This is a genomic window from Achromobacter deleyi, from assembly GCF_902859705.1.
Taxonomy (GTDB): Bacteria; Pseudomonadota; Gammaproteobacteria; order Burkholderiales; family Burkholderiaceae_B; genus Achromobacter; species Achromobacter deleyi.
On record NZ_CADIJO010000002.1, the window covers coordinates 330,639 to 348,216 of the forward strand.

At 69.3% G+C, this 17,578-nt stretch carries 18 protein-coding genes; 5 read left to right on the top strand and 13 right to left on the bottom strand.

Annotated features, from left to right (window positions below; genetic code table 11):
* Nucleotides 1-107: 107 nt before the first annotated feature.
* Nucleotides 108-749 (top strand): TetR/AcrR family transcriptional regulator, encoded by a 642-nt coding sequence (locus HV798_RS03950; RefSeq protein WP_175191275.1) that lies wholly within the window; start codon nucleotides 108-110, stop codon nucleotides 747-749.
* Here HV798_RS03950 and HV798_RS03955 read toward each other — a convergent pair.
* The 10 genes from HV798_RS03955 to HV798_RS04000 all read right to left on the bottom strand — a co-directional run bounded on the left by HV798_RS03955 (nucleotide 712) and on the right by HV798_RS04000 (nucleotide 10,003).
* Nucleotides 712-1,452 (bottom strand): hypothetical protein, encoded by a 741-nt coding sequence (locus tag HV798_RS03955; protein ID WP_246288567.1) that lies wholly within the window; start codon nucleotides 1,450-1,452, stop codon nucleotides 712-714. The two genes, HV798_RS03950 and HV798_RS03955, sit on opposite strands and share 38 nt — an antisense overlap.
* A 46-nt stretch (nucleotides 1,453-1,498) precedes the next feature.
* Nucleotides 1,499-2,380, bottom strand: a complete 882-nt coding sequence (locus HV798_RS03960; RefSeq protein WP_175191274.1) for a branched-chain amino acid ABC transporter permease — start codon at nucleotides 2,378-2,380, stop codon at nucleotides 1,499-1,501.
* On the bottom strand, nucleotides 2,377-3,237 hold the full coding sequence (locus HV798_RS03965) for a branched-chain amino acid ABC transporter permease (RefSeq protein WP_175191273.1): 861 nt from the start codon (nucleotides 3,235-3,237) through the stop codon (nucleotides 2,377-2,379). The genes HV798_RS03960 and HV798_RS03965 overlap by 4 nt, the downstream gene beginning before the upstream one ends.
* The gene (locus HV798_RS03970; protein WP_175191272.1) at nucleotides 3,234-3,977 is read right to left on the bottom strand and encodes an ABC transporter ATP-binding protein; all 744 of its coding nucleotides are present in this window, start codon (nucleotides 3,975-3,977) and stop codon (nucleotides 3,234-3,236) included. The genes HV798_RS03965 and HV798_RS03970 overlap by 4 nt, the downstream gene beginning before the upstream one ends.
* On the bottom strand, nucleotides 3,974-4,753 hold the full coding sequence (locus HV798_RS03975; protein ID WP_175191271.1) for an ABC transporter ATP-binding protein: 780 nt from the start codon (nucleotides 4,751-4,753) through the stop codon (nucleotides 3,974-3,976). The genes HV798_RS03970 and HV798_RS03975 overlap by 4 nt, the downstream gene beginning before the upstream one ends.
* Nucleotides 4,754-5,980 carry an ABC transporter substrate-binding protein gene (locus HV798_RS03980; RefSeq protein ID WP_175191270.1) on the bottom strand — a complete coding sequence of 409 codons (1,227 nt, stop codon included), beginning with the start codon at nucleotides 5,978-5,980 and terminating at the stop codon, nucleotides 4,754-4,756. It lies immediately after the preceding gene.
* 32 nt (nucleotides 5,981-6,012) lie between these two features.
* A complete protein-coding gene (locus HV798_RS03985) occupies nucleotides 6,013-6,555 on the bottom strand; it encodes a carboxymuconolactone decarboxylase family protein (RefSeq protein ID WP_175216334.1) in 543 nt (180 codons plus the stop codon).
* Nucleotides 6,556-6,589: 34 nt separating this feature from the next.
* Complete coding sequence (locus tag HV798_RS03990) at nucleotides 6,590-7,975, bottom strand: LLM class flavin-dependent oxidoreductase (protein ID WP_175191268.1); 1,386 nt, start codon at nucleotides 7,973-7,975, stop codon at nucleotides 6,590-6,592.
* A gap of 260 nt (nucleotides 7,976-8,235) precedes the next feature.
* Nucleotides 8,236-9,111: a glycosyl transferase gene (locus HV798_RS03995; RefSeq protein WP_175191267.1), complete on the bottom strand. Its 876-nt coding sequence runs from the start codon at nucleotides 9,109-9,111 to the stop codon at nucleotides 8,236-8,238.
* Nucleotides 9,112-9,262: 151 nt separating this feature from the next.
* Nucleotides 9,263-10,003: a sulfite exporter TauE/SafE family protein gene (locus HV798_RS04000; RefSeq protein WP_217481143.1), complete on the bottom strand. Its 741-nt coding sequence runs from the start codon at nucleotides 10,001-10,003 to the stop codon at nucleotides 9,263-9,265.
* Nucleotides 10,004-10,204: 201 nt separating this feature from the next.
* On the opposite strand from HV798_RS04000, the gene pdxR reads away from it, so the two are divergent.
* Complete coding sequence (gene pdxR, locus HV798_RS04005) at nucleotides 10,205-11,650, top strand: MocR-like pyridoxine biosynthesis transcription factor PdxR (protein ID WP_175191266.1); 1,446 nt, start codon at nucleotides 10,205-10,207, stop codon at nucleotides 11,648-11,650.
* A 60-nt stretch (nucleotides 11,651-11,710) separates the two neighbouring features.
* A complete protein-coding gene (locus HV798_RS04010) occupies nucleotides 11,711-12,472 on the top strand; it encodes a class II aldolase/adducin family protein (protein WP_025139155.1) in 762 nt (253 codons plus the stop codon).
* A gap of 33 nt (nucleotides 12,473-12,505) precedes the next feature.
* Here HV798_RS04010 and HV798_RS04015 read toward each other — a convergent pair whose 3' ends face one another.
* Nucleotides 12,506-13,288 carry a hypothetical protein gene (locus HV798_RS04015; RefSeq protein ID WP_175216335.1) on the bottom strand — a complete coding sequence of 261 codons (783 nt, stop codon included), beginning with the start codon at nucleotides 13,286-13,288 and terminating at the stop codon, nucleotides 12,506-12,508.
* Nucleotides 13,289-13,389: 101 nt separating this feature from the next.
* On the bottom strand, nucleotides 13,390-14,289 hold the full coding sequence (locus HV798_RS04020; protein WP_175191264.1) for a LysR family transcriptional regulator: 900 nt from the start codon (nucleotides 14,287-14,289) through the stop codon (nucleotides 13,390-13,392).
* 90 nt (nucleotides 14,290-14,379) lie between these two features.
* On the opposite strand from HV798_RS04020, the gene HV798_RS04025 reads away from it, so the two are divergent.
* On the top strand, nucleotides 14,380-15,351 hold the full coding sequence (locus tag HV798_RS04025; RefSeq protein ID WP_175191263.1) for a D-2-hydroxyacid dehydrogenase family protein: 972 nt from the start codon (nucleotides 14,380-14,382) through the stop codon (nucleotides 15,349-15,351).
* 10 nt (nucleotides 15,352-15,361) lie between these two features.
* Here HV798_RS04025 and HV798_RS04030 read toward each other — a convergent pair whose 3' ends face one another.
* Nucleotides 15,362-16,786 (bottom strand): MFS transporter, encoded by a 1,425-nt coding sequence (locus HV798_RS04030; RefSeq protein WP_175191262.1) that lies wholly within the window; start codon nucleotides 16,784-16,786, stop codon nucleotides 15,362-15,364.
* A gap of 97 nt (nucleotides 16,787-16,883) precedes the next feature.
* Between HV798_RS04030 and HV798_RS04035 the strand changes: the two genes are divergently transcribed.
* A complete protein-coding gene (locus HV798_RS04035; RefSeq protein WP_246288568.1) occupies nucleotides 16,884-17,552 on the top strand; it encodes an ArsR/SmtB family transcription factor in 669 nt (222 codons plus the stop codon).
* Nucleotides 17,553-17,578: the final 26 nt, after the last annotated feature.

Here is a 17,578-nt window from a genome sequence, read left to right on the forward strand (position 1 = left end):
CCAATACGGTTGAAAATAAACCGTTGTGGTTTATCATGCGGGATCGTCAAACCCCGCGGTCGGCCTGCGCCGGCCGCCCCAGCGCCTTACACGGAACCCGCCACGGCATGTCCACGCTTTCCCCTTCCGAATTCCCCGCCGATCTTCCGTCCGACAACCGGGGGGCAACCCCGGCCGAGGCCAAAGCCCAGGCCGACATCATCGACCATGCCGCCGCCTTGTTCGCCCGGCGCGGTTTCGACCAGACCTCGATGCAGCAGATCGCGGATGCCGCCAGGCAAACCCGCGAAACCCTGCTCACGCACTTTGCCAGCAAGTTCGCCATCTACGAAGCCGCCATCGACACGCTGCGCGCCCACATGCGGCAGGTGTTGGCCGACGTGCGCGATCTGCCGGTCGGCCCCGAGCGCGACCGCGCCGTGGTCGAAGCGGGCGTGCAGTTCACCTACGACTGGCCCGGCGTATCGGCCCTGTCCAGCGGCATTGCCGACAGCGAACCGGATGGCGATCCGCAACTGGTCGAGATCGGCATGATCGCGTACGAAGCGCTGGGCATCGACTTCAAGCAGCTGGACATGGAACGCATCGTGCGGGTGACCTGTGCATTCTCGGGCATGGGCATGACGGCGATGCAGGCCGTGCGCACGGGCCTGACGCGCGAATGGCGCGCCCACATCGTGCAGACCACCATGGACGCGCTGCGACCGGCTGCTACCCTGCCGGCTCCCACGCCCCGCAATCCGGCCTGACCCCCAGGCGCATGCCGTCGCCGAGCACCTGCTCTTCGTCTTGCCGCGCGGCGTCGGCGGCCACATCGAATGCGATGCCCAGCGCGCTTGCCACGCGGGCGTCTTCGATCGGCAATTCCCACGTCAGGAACACCTGCGACAGGTCCCGCGCATCGGGAAAATCGGCCTCGTCAAAGCGGCTGGCCCCGCGCGGCACCACGCCGTGCGGCTGGCAGGTGTCGAACAGCACGGCAGTGCCGCGCGTCAGCGCAATGCGCTGGCCGGTGCCGGAGTAGATCAGGTCCAGTCCCTTGTCTTCGCTGATGAACAGGTTGCAGAAGGCCGCGCTGCCGTACTGCATGCCGTCGTGGTGATAGCGCGCGCCGCGGCAGGCCATCAGCGCGATGTCGCTGGAGGCCAGCACGTCGCCCAGGCCCAGCGTGGCGGTCCAGTCGCGCATGGCCTTGAGGCACAGGCCGTAGTCGGGCCAGCGCGTCATGGTGCGCGCCAGGGGCATCTGTTCCACATCGCCGGGTTCCAGCGCCAGCCGCGATTCGATTTCGCGGGCCCAGTCGGCCGCGAGGCGGGCGGGGGCTTCGGGCACGTCCAGCGTGGCGGTGGCCACGCGGGCGCTGACGCTGCGGCTGCGAATGACGTCGCCGCTCCAGAAATAGGAGGTCAGCGCTTGCGGGGAAGGAAAGAGGGCGGGCATGGCGGCGACCATGTTACCGCCTGGGGCGGGCGCCGGGGGCGGCGGGCCTGTCCCGTCGTCAGGTCCTTGGCCCGCGCTGCAGCCGGTACGGTTGGCGCATGCCCTGGGGCCGGAAGATCAGCACCGCGATCAGCGCCGCGCCGATCAGCATCAGCCGCAGGGCGGCAAGCTGGGCGGACGTCAGCCAGGTCGTGTAGGCATCGAGATACCGCGTGCCCTCCAGCAGCAGTACCACCGTGAACGCGCTGGCCAACACCCCCACATGGCTGCCGCGGCCGCCGATGATGACGGCCATGAAGGCATAGGCGGTGATGATGGCGCCGAATTGCGTCGGGTCGATGTACTGGTAGTAGTAGGCGTGCAGCCCGCCCGCCAGCCCGATGGCCGCGCCACCCGTGGCGAACAGGCGGATGCGAAAGCCCAGCACGTTCTTGCCGGCCGTGGCGGTCACCACCGGGTCGTCGCGCAGCGCGCGGGCGGTGCGGCCGACGGGCGAACGGGTCAGGATCTGCGCCAGGATGAACACGACCGCCAGCGCGGCGACCGCCACGGCCAGGAAGGCGCCGTTGCCCTCGACCGGCCGGGCGATGCCCGAGATGCCCAGGCTGCCGCGGGTCCAGCGGTCTTCGTGGATGGCAATCAGTTTCAGGCTTTCGGCAAAGCCCAGCGTGACGATGGCCAGGTAGTCGTCGGCCAGCCGGATCGACACCAGGCTGACCAGCGCGCTGAGCCCGGCGCTGGCGGCCACGGCCGCGGCCAGCGCGGCCCAGGGATTCCAGCCCGCCTGGGTCAGCAAGGCGGCCACGTAGGCGCCCAGCATGTAGAAGCCGAACAGGCCGAAGTTCACCAGCCCCGCCAGGCCCCATTGCAGGTTCAGGGCCAGTGCGGGAATGGCGGCCAGGCACACAAGGGTCAGGATGGAAATCAGGTAGGGAGTCATCGCGTTACCCAACGGGAACCGAACAGCCCGGCAGGGCGGAGCAGCAGGCACAGCGCCATCAGCGCAAAGGCCACCACGGCGCGGTAGTGGGGCGGCAGCCACAGCGTGGACAGTTCGGCCGCCACGCCCAGCAGCAGCGCGCCCGGCACGGCGGCCAAAGGCTGGCCGATGCCGCCCAGGACCGCGGCGGCAAAGACGGGCAGCAGGTAGTTCCAGCCCATCAGCGGGTCGACACCGATGTCCAGCCCGACCAGCAGGCCGGCCAAGGCGGTCAGCACGCCGGCCACGGCCCAGGTGGCCGCGACTACGCGGCCTTGCGAGATGCCGCGCACGGCGGCCAGCGGCGCGTTGTCGGCCACCGCCCGCATGGCGCGCCCCAGCCGGGTGTGGCGCAGCAGCAGCCACACCGCCGCCAGCGCCGCCACGGTGACGGCCAGCGTCAGTACCTGTTCCTGGTTGATGCGCAGGCCGGCCAACCGGATGGGCCGCGAGGCGGCCACCTCATAACCGCGGGTGGCGCCGCCGGCCGCGAGCCGCACGGCGTTCTCCAGCACGAAGGCCAGCCCCATGGATGCCACCAGCAAGGTCACGCCAGAGCGATCGCGCAAGGGACGAAACACCAGCCAGTCTGCCGCCAGGGCCAGCAGCGCGGACCCGGCGGCGCCCGCCGCCACGGCCGCGGGCAACGGCCAGCCGGCCAGCGCGTTGAAGGCCCAGATGAGATAGGCGCCCGCCGTCAGCATGGCGCCGATGGCAAAGTTGGCAAAGCGCAGCACGCCGAATGTCAGTGACAGCGCCAGCGCAGGCAGCGCCACCAGCAGGCCTGTCACCAGGCCATTGAACAGCAGTTGGATCACGTCGCGACCCCCATGTACAGCCGCTGGAAATCGGGATCGGCCAGCAGCGCCTGCGGCGTGTCGACGCGCCGCACTTGTCCCGCGGCCAGCACCGCGACGCGTTCGGCTACCGACAGCCCCAGCTTGACGTTCTGTTCGATCAGCAGCAGCGTCGCGCCGCCCGTACGGATGCGCGCGATGGTCTCGAACAGCAATCCGGCGTTGCGCGGCGACAGCCCGGCCGACGGCTCGTCCAGCACCAGCAGGGCCGGGCGCGGCATCAGCGCCGCGGCCATCGCCACCATCTGCCGCTGGCCGCCGCTGAGCAACCCGGCCGGCGTGGCCAGCCGCGGACGGATCTCGGGGAACAGCGCCAGGACTTCCTCGACCCGCGTGCGCCAGCCCGCGCGGGCGCGCCGGTCCAGCAGGAATTCACCGCCCAGTCGCAGGTTTTCCAGCACGCTCAGGTTGCGAAACACATTGGCTTCCTGCGGCACGTAGCCCATGCCGGCGCGGGCCCGCGCGGGTGCATCCAGCCGCGTCACGTCGCGTCCGGCCAGCCAGACCTGGCCGCCACCGGGCCGCAGCAGGCCCACCACGGTCTTCATCAGGGTGGATTTGCCGGCGCCGTTGGGGCCCACGACCGTCAGTGCGGATCCGGCCGGCAGGTCCAGCTCGACGCCGTGCAGGATGGTGGACGCGCCATAGCCGGCTTCGATGCCGCACAGCGCCAGGCCGCCATGTTCGGGGGCGGCGCTCATGCCGGTTCTCCCAGGTAGGCCTGCATGACGCGGTGGTCGGCGGTGACCTCGGCAAAGCTGCCGCGCGTGAGGACAGTGCCTTCGGCCAGCACGTAGACCTGGTCGCACAGGGCGGCGATGACGTCCATGTTGTGCTCGACGATGGCGAACGCCACGCCTTCGCCGCGCAGCGCCAGGATCAGGTCGCACAGATCGTCCATCAGCGCCGGGTTGACGCCTGCCGCGGGCTCGTCCAGCAGCACCAGGCGCGGCGCCAGCATCAGGGCGCGGGCGATCTCCAGCAGTTTCTTCTGCCCGCCGGACAAGGCGCCGGCCGGGCGGTCGGCGTGGGCGTCCAGCCGCACGCGCCGCAGCAGCGCCTCGGCCCGCGCGATCAGCGCGGCCTCGTGGCGGCGTACGTGGCCGGGGGTCAGAAACACCCGCCACAGAGCGTCGCCGGGATGGCCGGGTGAAGCGATCAGCAGGTTTTCCAGCACGGTCAGGCTGTCCAGCTCGCGCGCAATCTGGAAGCTGCGCGCCAGGCCCAGGCCGGCGCGTTGGTGCAGCGGCGTGCGGGTGATGTCGTGGCCGTCGAACTGGATGCGGCCGGCGTCAGGGCGGCGCACGCCGGCCAGCACGTCGAACAAGGTCGACTTGCCGGCCCCATTCGGGCCCACGATGCCGGTGATGGCGCCGGCGGGAATGGCCAGACTGGCGCCGTTCACCGCAGTGACGCCGCCAAATCGCACCACCACGTCATCGGCGCGCAGCAGCGGGGAAGCGGGGGGCGGCGTCAATTAATGCAAGACCTCGAGCAGCTGGTTGGCGCCGTTCTTGATGACGAAGTGGCCGAACTCGCGGTTGAGCTGGTCGCCGTTGGGCGTGAACGTGAACTGCGAGCCGGCGCCGCTGTAGGCCACGGCCTGGCCGGCGCGCAGCGCCTTCAGCCCGTCGACCGGCGATTCCACCTTGGCGCCCTGGCCATTGGCCACCAGCGGGATGGCCGCGGCGTAGCGCGCCGGATCGGCGCTGCCGGCCTGTTCGATCGCCAGCGCCAGCACCGAGATCTGGTCCCAGACATTGGACGGAAAGATCGCCAGCGTGGCGGGGTCGATGCCGGCAGCTTGCGCGAAGCGCTTGTAGGCCGACGAATTGACGGGCGGAATCGACTGGATGTGGTGGATGCCTTCGGCCACGTCGCGGCCCACGGCCTTGATGAAAGCACCTTCGGCGTCGGCCGCGGACGAGTTGGCGTAGATCGGCGATTCAAAGCCGGAACGGTAGACCTCGCGGGCAATCGCCGACAGGTCGGGCAGGTAGCTCGGCACGAACACGGCGTCGGGCTTGCGCGCAAAGACCTTCTCTACTTCGGCGCGGTACGAGGCCTGGTTGGGGTTGTAATAGACCACGTCCAGGATCTCGCCGCCCTGCGCCTTGAAGGTCTCGGCAAAGGGGTTGGCCAGGCTCAGCGTGAACGGCGTCTGCAAGGCCAGCACCGACGCGCGGCGGCCGCCGGCCTTGTGGATGGCGCGGGCAAACACCGGCCCCCAGTCGCTGCCGCGCGCCTGGAAGCGGTACACCAGGCCCTTGTTGTCGCCCTGCGTCACTTCGTCGCCCGAGCCGCTGACCAAGAGCGGCACGCCGCGTTCCAGCGTGATGGGCTTGATGGCCATGGCGACCGCGCTGCTCCACACACCGGCAATCGCGATCACCTTGTTCACGTCCAGCAGCTTGCGCACCGCGGCCACGCCGGCCGTGGGGTTGCTTTCGTCGTCGATCACCACCACTTCCAATGGCCGCCCGCCCAGCACGCCGCCGGCCGCGTTGATGGTCTCGGCCGCCTTTTGCGCCGCGTTTGCCATGCCCTGGCCATAGGGGCCGCCGCCGCCGGTCAGCGGCGCCAGCACGCCGATGCGCACGGGCTCGCCGGTGGCGGCGCGCGCCAGGCGCGGGATCAGCGGCAGCGCCAGGGCGGCGGCGGACAGGGACAGGAAGTAGCGGCGGTTCAGCGTGGGCATCGACATGGCGGCGTAAAGAGGGCGTGAAGGAAGAGGATTCAGGCGTGTACGTCGGACGCGTGTTCGCCGATCTGCAGGGCCTGGTTGAAGCGGTTGAAAAAGCCGCACAGCGCGATGCGCAGCGTCAGTTCGACCAGTTGGCTTTCGGTGAAATGCGCGCGCAATGCGTCGAACAGGTCGTCGGGCACGCGTTGGGCCGACCGCGTCACCTCGATGGCGTAGCGCACGACCAGCTTGTCGACGTCGGTCAGCTCGGGATGGTCGGCGTAGTCCAGCAGGCGGTTGGCGCCGGCCTCGGTGATGCCTTCGACCGCCAGGCGCGGCGCGTGGCTGGCCACGCAATAGGGGCAGTCGTTCAGCAACGACACGACCACGATGGCGATTTCGATGTAGCGATACGGCACGGCGGCGCGCGCCTTCAGTTCGGCCAGCATGCCGTACAGGTGGCGCGCGGCCGGGTCCACCTGGGCCAGCACCGAGAACTGGTCGGCGAACACCGTGCCGCCCTGCGTATAGCTGTCGTACAGGGCGCGCAGGGCGGGTTCGAGGGTGTCGGGGGCGCGTTCGGCAACACGTGGCATGGTCGGTTCCAGTGGATCGATGAAAGGGGGAAGATCAGTCGGCAAGGCGGTCGATGTCGGCGGCGATGCGCGCCGCCGGATGTGCCGCGTCGATGCGGGCGCTGGCGGCGCCGAGCTTTTCGCGCAGCGTGCCGGGCGCGTAGCGCGTGGGGTAGGCGCCACGGCGTTGCAGCTCGGGCACCAGGTAGCGGGCGATGTCGGCGTAGGTGCCGGGCGTTTCGGCGCAGGCCAGGTTGAAGCCGTCCAGGTCGGCCTCGTCGGCCCACGCTTGCAGCGCGTCGGCAACCGTGGCCGGGCCGCCGGCAATCACCGGCCCGCGCCCGCCCAGGGCCACGTAGTCGATCGCATCGCGCACCGTCCAGCGGCGCGTCGGGTCCAGCTTGCTGAACGCCGCCAGCGCCGATTGGCCCGCGATGGTGTCCACGTATTCGAGCGGATCGTCCAGCGCGTGGCGCGACAGGTCCACCCCCGTCCAGCCGGCCAGCAAGGCGGCGGCGCCGGTGGTGTCCGCCTGCGCCTGGTAGCGCGCCAGGCGGGCCTGGGCAGCGGCATCGTCGGCGTCGACGATGACAGTGAACATGGCGTAGACCTTGACGGCGCGTGGGTCGCGCCCGGCGGCGGCAATGGCCTCGCGCACCTGGGCCGTGGCCTTGCGCGTGCCGGCCAGCGTCGGCGCGCCCACGAACACGCATTCGGCGTGGCGCGCGGCGAACGCCAGCCCGCGCGCCGAGCCGCCGGCCTGGAACAGCACCGGCGTGCGTTGCGGCGAAGGCTCGCATTGGTACACGCCTTCGGATTGCAGGTAGCGGCCGCGATAGCGCACGGGGCGGATATGCGCGGGGTCTGCGTACAGTCCGTCGCGCGCGCCGTGCACCACGGCGGCGTCGTCCCAGCTGCGTTCCCACAGCTGGTAGCAGATATCCAGGCATTCATCGGCCAGGTCGTAGCGCTGGTCATGCGACATCAAGGCGTCGCGCCCCAGGCTGCGTGCGCCGCTGTCCAGGTACGACGTCACGACGTTCCACGCGATGCGGCCGCGCGACAGGTGGTCCAGCGTGGTGAAGCGGCGCGCCAGCACGTAGGGCGCTTCGTACGAAGACGACGCGGTGATGCCGAACCCCAGGTGGCGCGTCGCGCCCGCCATGATGGCGGCCAGCGGAAACGGATCGTTCATCGGGGTCTGCGCACCCGAACGCAGCACCGCGTCGGCGCTGCCGCCGTAGACGTCATACACGCCCAGCACATCACCCAGGAACAGTGCGTCAAAGCACGCGGCTTCCAGCAGGCGGGCGAGATTCGTCCAGTGTTCGGCGTCCAGATACGAGGCCGCCGCATCCGGCCCGTGCCGCCATTGTCCCGGCGCCAGGTGCCCGCCTGCACAGTTCATCAGGAAGGCATTGAAACGTAGGGTCTTGGGCATCGGGGGAAAGCGGCGGCGAAAAAAATAACCGGCTTGCAGGGCAAGCCGGCTGGAACGTGTGATACGGAGACAAAGCCGAAATCGCGTGAACCCAGTGTAGGCAGCGCGCCGCCGCGCCGCCAATATGGATTGGCTATAAACACATCCTGGACGCTCGCGCGCCGTGGGCTTTACAGGAGGCCGGGCGTGCCTTATCCGCGTACGAGCGCGCAGGGGGACGTGCGCGCGTCGTTGCGATCAGGATGGGGTAACGGCTATTGTCAGCCGCGCGCCGCGCCGGCCCAGAGACGCTGGAACCACGAGCGGCGCTCGGGCCGCGGCCGGTTGCCGGTGTAGTCCTTCTGCGAAGCCTTGATGACGTCGCCGAACGGGACGGCGTTGCGGTAGGCGTCCGGCATGTAGCCGGCATCGATGGCTTCGCGGTAGTAGCGGTCGAACAGCTCGGTCAGGTCGTGGCGCGCGTGCGGCACGACTTCGCCGTCGAACCAGTGATGGCGGCCTTCGGCGCGCAGGCGCGGCAGCGCGTAGCGGTGCGAGAACTGCGTGCCCATGTCGGAGTAATGCAGGATGCGGATGTCGTCTGCGGCCAGGCCTTCGCCGTCGATGCTGTTGTAGCGGGCGTCCAGGTGTTGCACCAGGTGCGGCCGGTCGGCGAAGTATTGCTTCATCTCGCGGTTGGCGTGGCGCTTGGCGCGCAGCGCTTCCAGGGACGGCAGATGGGCGCGTGCGCGTTCGCAGTCCCACAGGGCCACGCACGAGCGCCAGCCGTTGCCGTCGCCATCGCGGCGGCCGGCGACGATGGCATCACCGTGCAGGGGCAGGTCCCAGAGCTCGGCCAGGTCGCAACGCACCAGCATGTCCGCGTCCATGTACAAGGCGCGGCCCTGGAAGCCGGCGGCGGCGGGCACCGCCCAGCGGAATGCCGAGAACGGCGTCGACCATTTTTCAGTGCGCCAGCCGCGGCCGCGCGCGGGGTCGCAATACCAGGGGCTGGCGGGGTCGCGCGACAGGCGCATCCAGGTGATCTCGACCGGGCGGGATGCATGTTTGCGGGCGCTGTATTCCAGCACCATCATCTGTTCCAGGTCGCAATCGTTGGGGTCGCAGCCGACGAAAATCCTGATGGCGTTGTGCATGTTGTCTCGTCATCCCTGGCAATGGCGCCGGTCCTCGAGGCCGGCGAACCTGAATTATTGCTGAATTGTAGGGGAATCAGAGCCAATACGCGTTAAAAAGTGTCGAGTTTTTGCGTAAATCTGTCCTAATGTGTCGCGGGCGCAAGACGCTTCACAGCACCCGAAGCATCATGTTGGCCCCCGCCGCCAGCAGCGTCAGCAGCACGATGCGGTTGAAGACGACGACATTGATGCGGTGGTAAAGCCGCCGCCCCAGCCACGACCCGACGATCGTGCCGGGCAGGGCCTGCCAGGCCAGCGAGACGACTTCGGCGGTGACGAGGCCTGATATGGCCTGCGAGACCAGCGCCACGGCCAGGATCGACAGGTTGAACGACTGGAACACCGCGCGGCGCTCGTCCTTGGTCCAGCCTTGCAGGCCGGCCCACAGTGTGGGCAGGGGGCCGGACAGGCCCGCAATGCCGCCCAGCAGGCCGCCGCCCAACCCCACCAGGCCGTCCGCGAAAAGTGCGATCCGCGGGTGGGTGCGCGGCAGGCGCGCCTGGCCGTTCAGCAGCAGCATGGCGCACAGCGTCACCAGGATCACGCCCAGCCCGCCCTCGAACAGCCGCGGCGAGACATAAGGCAGCGCCGCGACGCCGACCGGCACGCCGAGCAAGCCTCCCACGATGAAGGGGGCCGACCGGCGCAGGTCGATGGCGTGCCAGATCGACGGCAGCGTCTGCAACTGCGACGTGACCGAACAGATGATGACCAGCGGCGAGGCCAGGGCCGGGGGCAGGGCCAGGAGCCAGATCGGCAGCGCTGTGAGGCCGGTGCCAAAGCCGGTCAAACCGGACACTAGGCCGCCGGCCAGGGCGCCGCCGGTGATAAGAAGCGTAGAGGTCAGCACGTGGAATCTGTGTGTGAAGCTTTGGGTGAAGCTTTGTGTGAAGCGGATCGAGGCCCTCGTTGTAGCGCCGATCCTTGGTGCGCGAACCGTCCGCTTTGCCGATGTCCGTCCTACCAGTGGCCGTCCATCGACGCGGCGTTGCCCCTAAAATTCCCGCGAGACCCGCTGCGCGATGCGCGCGCTTTTTTTGCATCCTTGCCCATGACTTCTCAAGCCGTGACCTGGCTGGTGCTTGACCGGCCCCAGGGCGATCTCGAAGGCCAGCTGTGCCGCGCCATCCGCGAACGGGTGCGCGCCGGCCGGCTGGGCGCGGGCGAACCGTTGCCGTCGACCCGCGCGCTGGCGCTGTCGCTGGGCATTGCCCGGTCGACCGTGGTGCAGGCCTACGAACGCCTGCGCGCCGAAGGCTATATCGAGACCGTGCGCGGGTCGGGCACGCGGGTGTCGACGGCGCGGCCCCGGCCGCTGGCGGGCGTCGCGCGTGGCCGTGCGCCGGCATCGGCGGGCAAGGCGCCCGCCGAATCGCTGCCCGCAGCCGCGACGCCGGCCCCGCGCGCCTTGCCGTTCCAGCCCGGCGTGCCGGACCTGAAGAGTTTTCCGGCGGCGGCCTGGGCGCGCTGCGTGGGCGGCCGGATCAAGTCGTTGCGTATCCACGACCTGGGCTATGGGCCGGTGGCCGGCCTGCCAGCGCTGCGGGCCGCCATCCTGGCGCACGCCAGCACCGCGCGCGGCGTGGTGGCGCAAGCGGATCAGGTGGCCGTGTTTCCGTCGGCGGCTGCCGCCATCGATACCCTGGCCCGCGTGACCTTGGCGCCGCGGGCCGACACGGCCTGGATCGAAGATCCCGGCTGGCCCCGCGCGCGCGCCTTGCTGCTGCGGGCGGGCGCGCAGCTGGTGCCGGTGCCGTGCGACGACGACGGTATCGACCTGTCGCGCGCAGCGGGCGCCGGCCCGCGCCTGATCTACGTGACGCCTTCGCACCAGTGCCCCACGGGCGTCACGATGAGCCTGCCGCGCCGCCTGGCGCTGCTGGACGCGGCGCAGCGGCACGGCGCCTTCATCATCGAAGACGACTACGACAGCGAATTCCGTTACGACGCCCGGCCCATCGCCGCGCTTCAAGGCATCGACACCGGTCAGCGCGTGGCCTACGTCGGCACGTTTTCCAAGACGCTGGCGCCGGGGCTGCGCGTGGCCTATGCCATCCTGCCGCCGGAATTGGTGGCCGCCTGCCATGCCGACATGGCCCTGCGCCAGGGCGACGTGCCGATCCATATCCAGGCGGGCTTGGCCGATTTTCTGAACGACGGCCATTTCCGCAGCCACATCCGCCGCATGCGCGGCCTGTACGCCGAACGCATGCACAACCTGGTGCGCGCGCTGACGCAGCACTGCGGCGATTGGCTGGAGGTGGCCGATGGCGGCGGCGGATTGAAGCTGGCGGTGCGGCTGCGTGACCACGGCGTGGACGATCGCCGCGTGGTGCAGGCGCTGGCCGAACGCGGCTACGGCGCCCGGACATTTTCCGAGTTTTGCCTCGCGGCGCCGGTGCCGGGGCTGGTGTTCGGCATCGCGCAAGGCACGCCCGCGCGCTGCGAGGCCCTGGCGCAGGCGCTGGCGGCCATTTTGCGCGGCGCGGCGCAGTAGTACAGTGCCAGGCACCTGCGGCGCGGATGCCGCGGGCAGAACACCATAACGGGAGACAGCATGGATACGGTAGGCAAGGGCGCCAGCGTGCGCGAACAGGTCGGCGAAACGGAATGGCAGGTCCGCAAGGATCTCGCGGCGCTGTATCGGCTGGTGGCGCTGTTTGGCTGGGACGACCTGATCTTCACGCACATCACGGCCAAGGTGCCGGGCACCGAGCACTTCCTGATCAACCCCTACGGCATGATGTTCGACGAAATCACCGCGTCCAGCCTGGTCAAGATCGACCTGGACGGCCGCAAGGTGATGGACTCGGAATACGACATCAACCCGGCCGGCTTCACCATCCACAGCTGTATCCACGCGGCCCGCAAGGATGCCATGTGCGTGTTGCACACGCATTCGATCAACGGCGTGGCGGTGTCGGCACAGAAGGGCGGCTTGCTGCCGCTGTCGCAGTTTGCGTTCATCGCGCTGCGCTCGCTCAGCTACCACGACTACGAAGGGCTGGCGCTCAACCCCGAAGAGCAGCCGCGGCTGGTGCGCGACCTGGGCAGCAACAACTACCTGATCCTGCGCAACCATGGCTTGCTGACGGTGGGCCAGACCATGGCCGAGGCCTTCCAGGCCATGCACCGGCTGGAAGCGGCCTGCATGGTGCAGGTGCGGGCCCAGGCGGGCGGTGAACTCACCTACATCCCGCCCGAGATCCTGGCGCGCGCCGCGGTCGAATCCCCGGCCGACCGCGCGCACAAGGCCGCGCTGGCCTGGCCCGGCCTGCTGCGCCGGCTGGATCGGCGCAACCCGGGCTACGCCGACTGACGCGGGCTGCCCGGCCGGTCTACGGCCGGTCTACTACTTCTTCGGCTGCGCCTGCAGGAACTCGGCGCAATCGGGCACCGGCGTCGCGGGTCGGTAGACCGACGTGTCTTCGTGCCACTTGTAGGTCACCGTGTAGCTGCATTGCTTGTCGGTCTGCGGCGCCTTCTGGGCTTCGGTGGGCGCCGGCAGCTTGCTTGAGTCCGCATAGCGGCTGGCGCCGGCCGGCGCACGCGTGGCGTGGGTGGTGACCTGCAGGTCCGGATACTTGCCGCCCGGCAGCGCCTTCAGGGCCGACTGGAAGCGGTAGGTATCGATGCAGTCGCCACCGCGCCGGGACTCGTCCGCGTCATTGAAGCAGGCACGGATGCGGGCGTTGGCGGTGTAGGGCATCACGTGCACCAGGCCGGACACGTTGTCGCCCAGGTTGACCATGAACAGGTACAGGTCCTTGCGTGCGAAGCTGCCGCCGGAGAACTGGATTTCTTCCTTGTAGTCCGGTTCGGTCGGGCCGATCACCCCGACCAGGGCGCGTTCTTCGTCCAGGCGGATCAGGTGCGGCCAGACGGTGAAGTGCGAGAAATTCGGAATGTCGGGCAGGTCCCAGAAAGGCCATTCGGCGCGCAGCGCGCGGCTGGTGGCGAAGGGGCCGTTGTCCTGCATCGAGCCGTCCGTCTTGATGCCGACGCACCAATCGGTCTGGGCGTTGCAGTACAGCTTGTTCTGCGGGTTCAGCGTCAGGGGTTCGACGTCCGGCTGTGCCGCGACGGCGGCCAGGGGCATCAAGCCGGCGATCAGCAACGCAAACGCTTTATTCATGGTGATTCCTTTGTGGCGGATGGGTGCGGGCGCATTGTTACCCGATTTGCCGGATAAGGCGTCACCAATTGTTTAAAACGCTTCGAATCCTGCGCGGCCGCTCAGGCCGGCAGGTCTTCGCGGTGCCGCAGGATCAGGTCGTACAGGGCCTGCGCGGCAGGCGACAGGTGCGCACCCTTGCGGCTGAGCAGCGAAAACGTGCGGCCCACGACCGGCGTGTGCAGCGACACCACTCGCAGCGACGGATACGACCCCGCCTGCCACGCCAGCCGGGGCACCACGGCAATGCCGGCGCCGGCCGCCACCAGGCCGACCGCGGTGGAACTGCGCTGCACTTCATAGAACGCGGACAGCTGCAAGGCCTGGTCGGCCAGCGCGTGGTCCAGCAGCGGCCGGTTGTTGCTGCTGGCGCCGGGAAAGATCAGCCGGTGGCCTTCCAGTTGTTTCCAGGGCAGTCGTCGGCGGCGGGCGAAGGGATGGTCGTCGCGGCAGATCAGCACGAAATCGTCTTGCAGAAGCGGAATGCTTTGCAGCGTGGGCGGATGCGATTCGGCGATGTTGATGCCGAATTCTGCTTCGCGCGTCAGCACCGCCTGCGCCACCGCGCCCGAGGAGTGGTCCAGCACCTTCACGCGGTTCTGCGGGTGTTCGGCGCTATAGCGTTGCAGGATCTGCGGCAGGTAGTGCACGCCGATGGTCGGCACACAGGCCAGCGTCACGTCGCCGCGCTGGGCCTTGCCGGTTTCTCGGATTTCGGTAAGCGCCGCGGCCAGGTCGGCCAACAGGCGCCGCGCCTGCGGCAGGAAGCTGTCGCCGGGGGGCGTCAGCGCGACGGACCGGGTGGTGCGTTCCACCAGCCGCACGCCCAGGAAAGATTCCAGGTTCTGCAACCGCCGGCTGAGCGCGGTCTGGGTGATGCTGAGTTCGCTCGCGGCGCGGCGAAAGCTCTTGTGGTCCGCGATGGCGACGAAGGCCTGCACGCCGAGCACGTCTATTTTCATGAGAAAAACGCATCAATGAGCGAATTAATCTCATTTTACGGCCCGCGGGCCGGCGCTCACAATGCTCGTTCCCGAGGAGGCAGGTAGATCATGAACATCACCATTCTGGACGACTATTTCGACACGCTGCGGGGCTTGCCCTGTTTCCGCAAGCTGGACGGGCACACCGTGACCGTCTGGAACGATCACGTGCAGGACGTGGACGCCCTGGCCGAGCGCCTGCGCGACACCGAGATACTGGTGCTGATCCGCGAGCGCACCCAGATCCGTGCGCCGCTGATCGCCCGGCTGCCCAAGCTGCGGCTGATCAGCCAGCGCAGCGTCTATCCGCACATCGACATCGACGCCTGCACCGAGCACGGCGTCATCGTGTCGTCGAACCAGCACGCCGGCACGCCGTCCTACGCCGCCGCGGAAATGACCTGGGCGCTGGCGCTGGCCGGCATGCGCCGCATTCCGGAACAGGTGCAGGCGTTGAAGGAAGGCGTCTGGCAGACGGGCATGGGCCGCACGCTGCGCGGACGCACGCTGGGCATCTACGGCTATGGCCGCATCGGCGCCGAGGTGGCGCGCTACGGCGCGGCCTTCGGCATGAAGGTGCAGGTGTGGGCGCGCGAGGCCTCGCGCCAGCGCGCCCGCGACGACGGCTGGGCCGTGGCGCCCGACAAGCAGACATTCTTTGCGACCAGCGACGTGCTGTCGCTGCACATGCGCCTGGTGCCGGCCACCCGCGGCATCGTCACCGCAGACGACCTGGCGCACATGCAGCCGTCGGCCCTGCTGGTGAACACCAGCCGCGCGGGCCTGATCGCACCCGGCGCGCTGGTGCAGGCGCTGCGCGCGGGCCGCCCGGGGGCGGCGGCGGTGGACGTGTTCGAAGAAGAACCGGTGCGCGATCCGCAGCATCCGCTGCTGCAATTGCCCAACGCGATCTGCACGCCGCATATCGGCTACGTCACCGAAGACGAATACGAAACGCAGTTCTCGGACGTGTTCGACCAGATCGTGTCGTATGCGGCGGGCAAGCCGATACACGTGGTCAACCCGGCTGTGCTTGGCTGACGCACTGGCTCTATCGCGCCAGGCGCCCCGCCAGCACGGCCGCCAGCGCCGGCGCCAGCGCGAACACGCCGAAGAGCGCCAGGGCCGCCGTTCGCGCGCCTTCCACGCCGCCGGGCTCGGTCAGGCCGCCCGCGTTGGCCACCACGCCCGCCAGCGCGGCGGTCAATGCGGTGGCGTACAGCTGCACGGTCGTGATCGAGGACGACGCCAGGTTTTCCTCGCCGGGCGCGGCGGCCGAGAATACGCGCGTCAGCAGGTGCGGCCAGGCCAGCCCGATGCCAAAGCCCACCGCGGTCAGCGCCACGCAGTAGATGACCGTGCCGAACCACGCCGGATTCCAGGCTATCACCGGCATGGTCGCGGCCAGCGCCACGATCGCGGCAAAGACTACCCACGGACTGATCCGGATCAGCCGGTGCGCTTGCAAGGCGCTGCGGCCGGCGCTGTACACCGACGCCACCGTCCAGCCGCCGGCCATCATCGCGGTCATGTAGCCCGCGGCCAGCGGCGTCTGCTGGTGCACCACCTGCAGGAAATACGGCACGAAGATCTCGGTGGTCAGCGCCGCCACCAGCAGGCTCATCACGGCGTACAGCACGCCCAGCGGTGCGCGCAGCGAGTAGGCGCCGGCAGGCAGCAGCCGGGCGCGGGCGTGCCTGTCGATGCGCACGATCAGGGCGGCGATGCCTACGCCGGCCGCGATGCCGGCGGCATTCCAGAGCAGCCGCTGCGACAGGCTGGCAGCGGAAATCGCCAGCACGGACAGCACCAGCAACGCGATGGTCGCCCACGGCACCCGGCCGGGCGGCGCGTCGGCCGCGGCCTTGCCGCGGAACTGGCTGGCCACGATCAGCGCCAGCAGCAGCGCCACCGGCACCAGCACCCAGAATGCTGGCCGCCACTGGCCGCTTTGCGCGAACATGCCGCCGATGGCGGGGCCGCCCAGCGTGGCCACGCCCCACATGCCCGACACCAGCGCCATGGCGCGCGGCCACAGCCGGGCGTCGAACACCACGCGGATCAGCGCGTAGCTCAGCGCAAACAGCACGCCGCCGCCCAGGCCCTGCACGGTGCGCCCCAGCAGCAGCACCGGCATCGACGGCGCCATCGCGCAGGCCACCGCACCGATCGAGAACACCGCCAGCGCCACCAGGTACGCCAGGCGCGGCCCCAACTGTTCGATCAGCTTGGCCGACAGCGCCGACCCGACGATGGACGCGGCCACGAACAGGGTGGTGTTCCACGCGTAATACGTCAGGCCGCCGATCTCCTGGATGATCGTGGGCAGGATGGTGGTGACCACGTAGATATTGACCGCGTGCAGCGCCACGCCGCCGGCCAGGGCGATCGAACGCAGGCCATTGCGGCCGCGCAGCAGGTCGCCCCAGGACGCGGACGCCGGTTCCGCCGCCGTCAGGGTCGGGCTCGATGTCATGGACAGGTCTCCTTTAAAATTATCAATCCAACAAATGATGGAATGATAGGAAGATGCTATGTTTGCGTCAATGAAGACCCTGCCGCCATCCCCGTCTATGCCCTTGCCCCTGGCCGACCCCGCCGACTCGCTCGACGACCTGGCCGACGCCGCCAAGACGTTGGGGCATCCCCACCGGCTGGCCCTGCTGCAAGCCGTGCTGCAACGCGAAAGCACGGTCGAGCAGCTGGCGCTGCTGTCCGGCCTGTCGATCACCAACGCCTCGCAACACTTGCAGCAGCTCAAGCGCGCCGGCTTCATCCAGTCGCGCCGCGATGGCAAGCACGTGCTGTATCGCGGCGGTACGGGGCCCGTGTCCGAAGTGCTATCGGCCTTGCAGGATTACCTGGCGCACCAGCGCCAGGAGATGCAGCGTGTGGCGTCCGACAGCGTGAACCGCCCCGAGCAGCTCGAAGCCGTGTCCATCGAAGCGCTGGTCGCCAAGCTGGACGACGGCGCGCTGCTGCTGGACGTGCGTTCGCCCGACGATTACGCCGCCGGCCACATTCCGGGGGCGGTCAACCTGCCTACCGAAGCGCTGGAGGCCCACCTGGCGCAGTTGCCGCGCGACCAGGCCATCGTGGCCTACTGCGGCGGCCGTTACTGCGTGCTGTCGATGCGGGCCGTGGCGCTGCTGCGCGCCCGCGGCTTCCAGGCGCAGCGGCTGGGCGATGGCTTTCCCGCTTGGAAAGCAGCCGGCCTGCGGGTCGAGTCCGCACCGCATTGAGGCGGGTGCAAGGCTGCTTTCCGCGC

Bases quoted from the DNA above. Each gene is read 5' to 3' on its own strand.
- HV798_RS03990 (WP_175191268.1), bottom strand. From the start codon at position 7,975: ATGCCCAAGACCCTACGTTTCAATGCCTTCCTGATGAACTGTGCAGGC.
- HV798_RS04015 (WP_175216335.1), bottom strand. From the start codon at position 13,288: ATGAATAAAGCGTTTGCGTTGCTGATCGCCGGCTTGATGCCCCTGGCC.
- HV798_RS03970 (WP_175191272.1), bottom strand. From the start codon at position 3,977: ATGAGCGCCGCCCCCGAACATGGCGGCCTGGCGCTGTGCGGCATCGAA.
- HV798_RS04010 (WP_025139155.1), top strand. From the start codon at position 11,711: ATGGATACGGTAGGCAAGGGCGCCAGCGTGCGCGAACAGGTCGGCGAA.
- HV798_RS04035 (WP_246288568.1), top strand. From the start codon at position 16,884: ATGCCCTTGCCCCTGGCCGACCCCGCCGACTCGCTCGACGACCTGGCC.
- HV798_RS03960 (WP_175191274.1), bottom strand. From the start codon at position 2,380: ATGACTCCCTACCTGATTTCCATCCTGACCCTTGTGTGCCTGGCCGCC.
- HV798_RS03995 (WP_175191267.1), bottom strand. From the start codon at position 9,111: ATGCACAACGCCATCAGGATTTTCGTCGGCTGCGACCCCAACGATTGC.
- HV798_RS03955 (WP_246288567.1), bottom strand. From the start codon at position 1,452: ATGGTCGCCGCCATGCCCGCCCTCTTTCCTTCCCCGCAAGCGCTGACC.
- pdxR (WP_175191266.1), top strand. From the start codon at position 10,205: ATGACTTCTCAAGCCGTGACCTGGCTGGTGCTTGACCGGCCCCAGGGC.
- HV798_RS03950 (WP_175191275.1), top strand. From the start codon at position 108: ATGTCCACGCTTTCCCCTTCCGAATTCCCCGCCGATCTTCCGTCCGAC.
- HV798_RS03980 (WP_175191270.1), bottom strand. From the start codon at position 5,980: ATGTCGATGCCCACGCTGAACCGCCGCTACTTCCTGTCCCTGTCCGCC.
- HV798_RS04025 (WP_175191263.1), top strand. From the start codon at position 14,380: ATGAACATCACCATTCTGGACGACTATTTCGACACGCTGCGGGGCTTG.
- HV798_RS04020 (WP_175191264.1), bottom strand. From the start codon at position 14,289: ATGAAAATAGACGTGCTCGGCGTGCAGGCCTTCGTCGCCATCGCGGAC.
- HV798_RS04030 (WP_175191262.1), bottom strand. From the start codon at position 16,786: ATGACATCGAGCCCGACCCTGACGGCGGCGGAACCGGCGTCCGCGTCC.
- HV798_RS03985 (WP_175216334.1), bottom strand. From the start codon at position 6,555: ATGCCACGTGTTGCCGAACGCGCCCCCGACACCCTCGAACCCGCCCTG.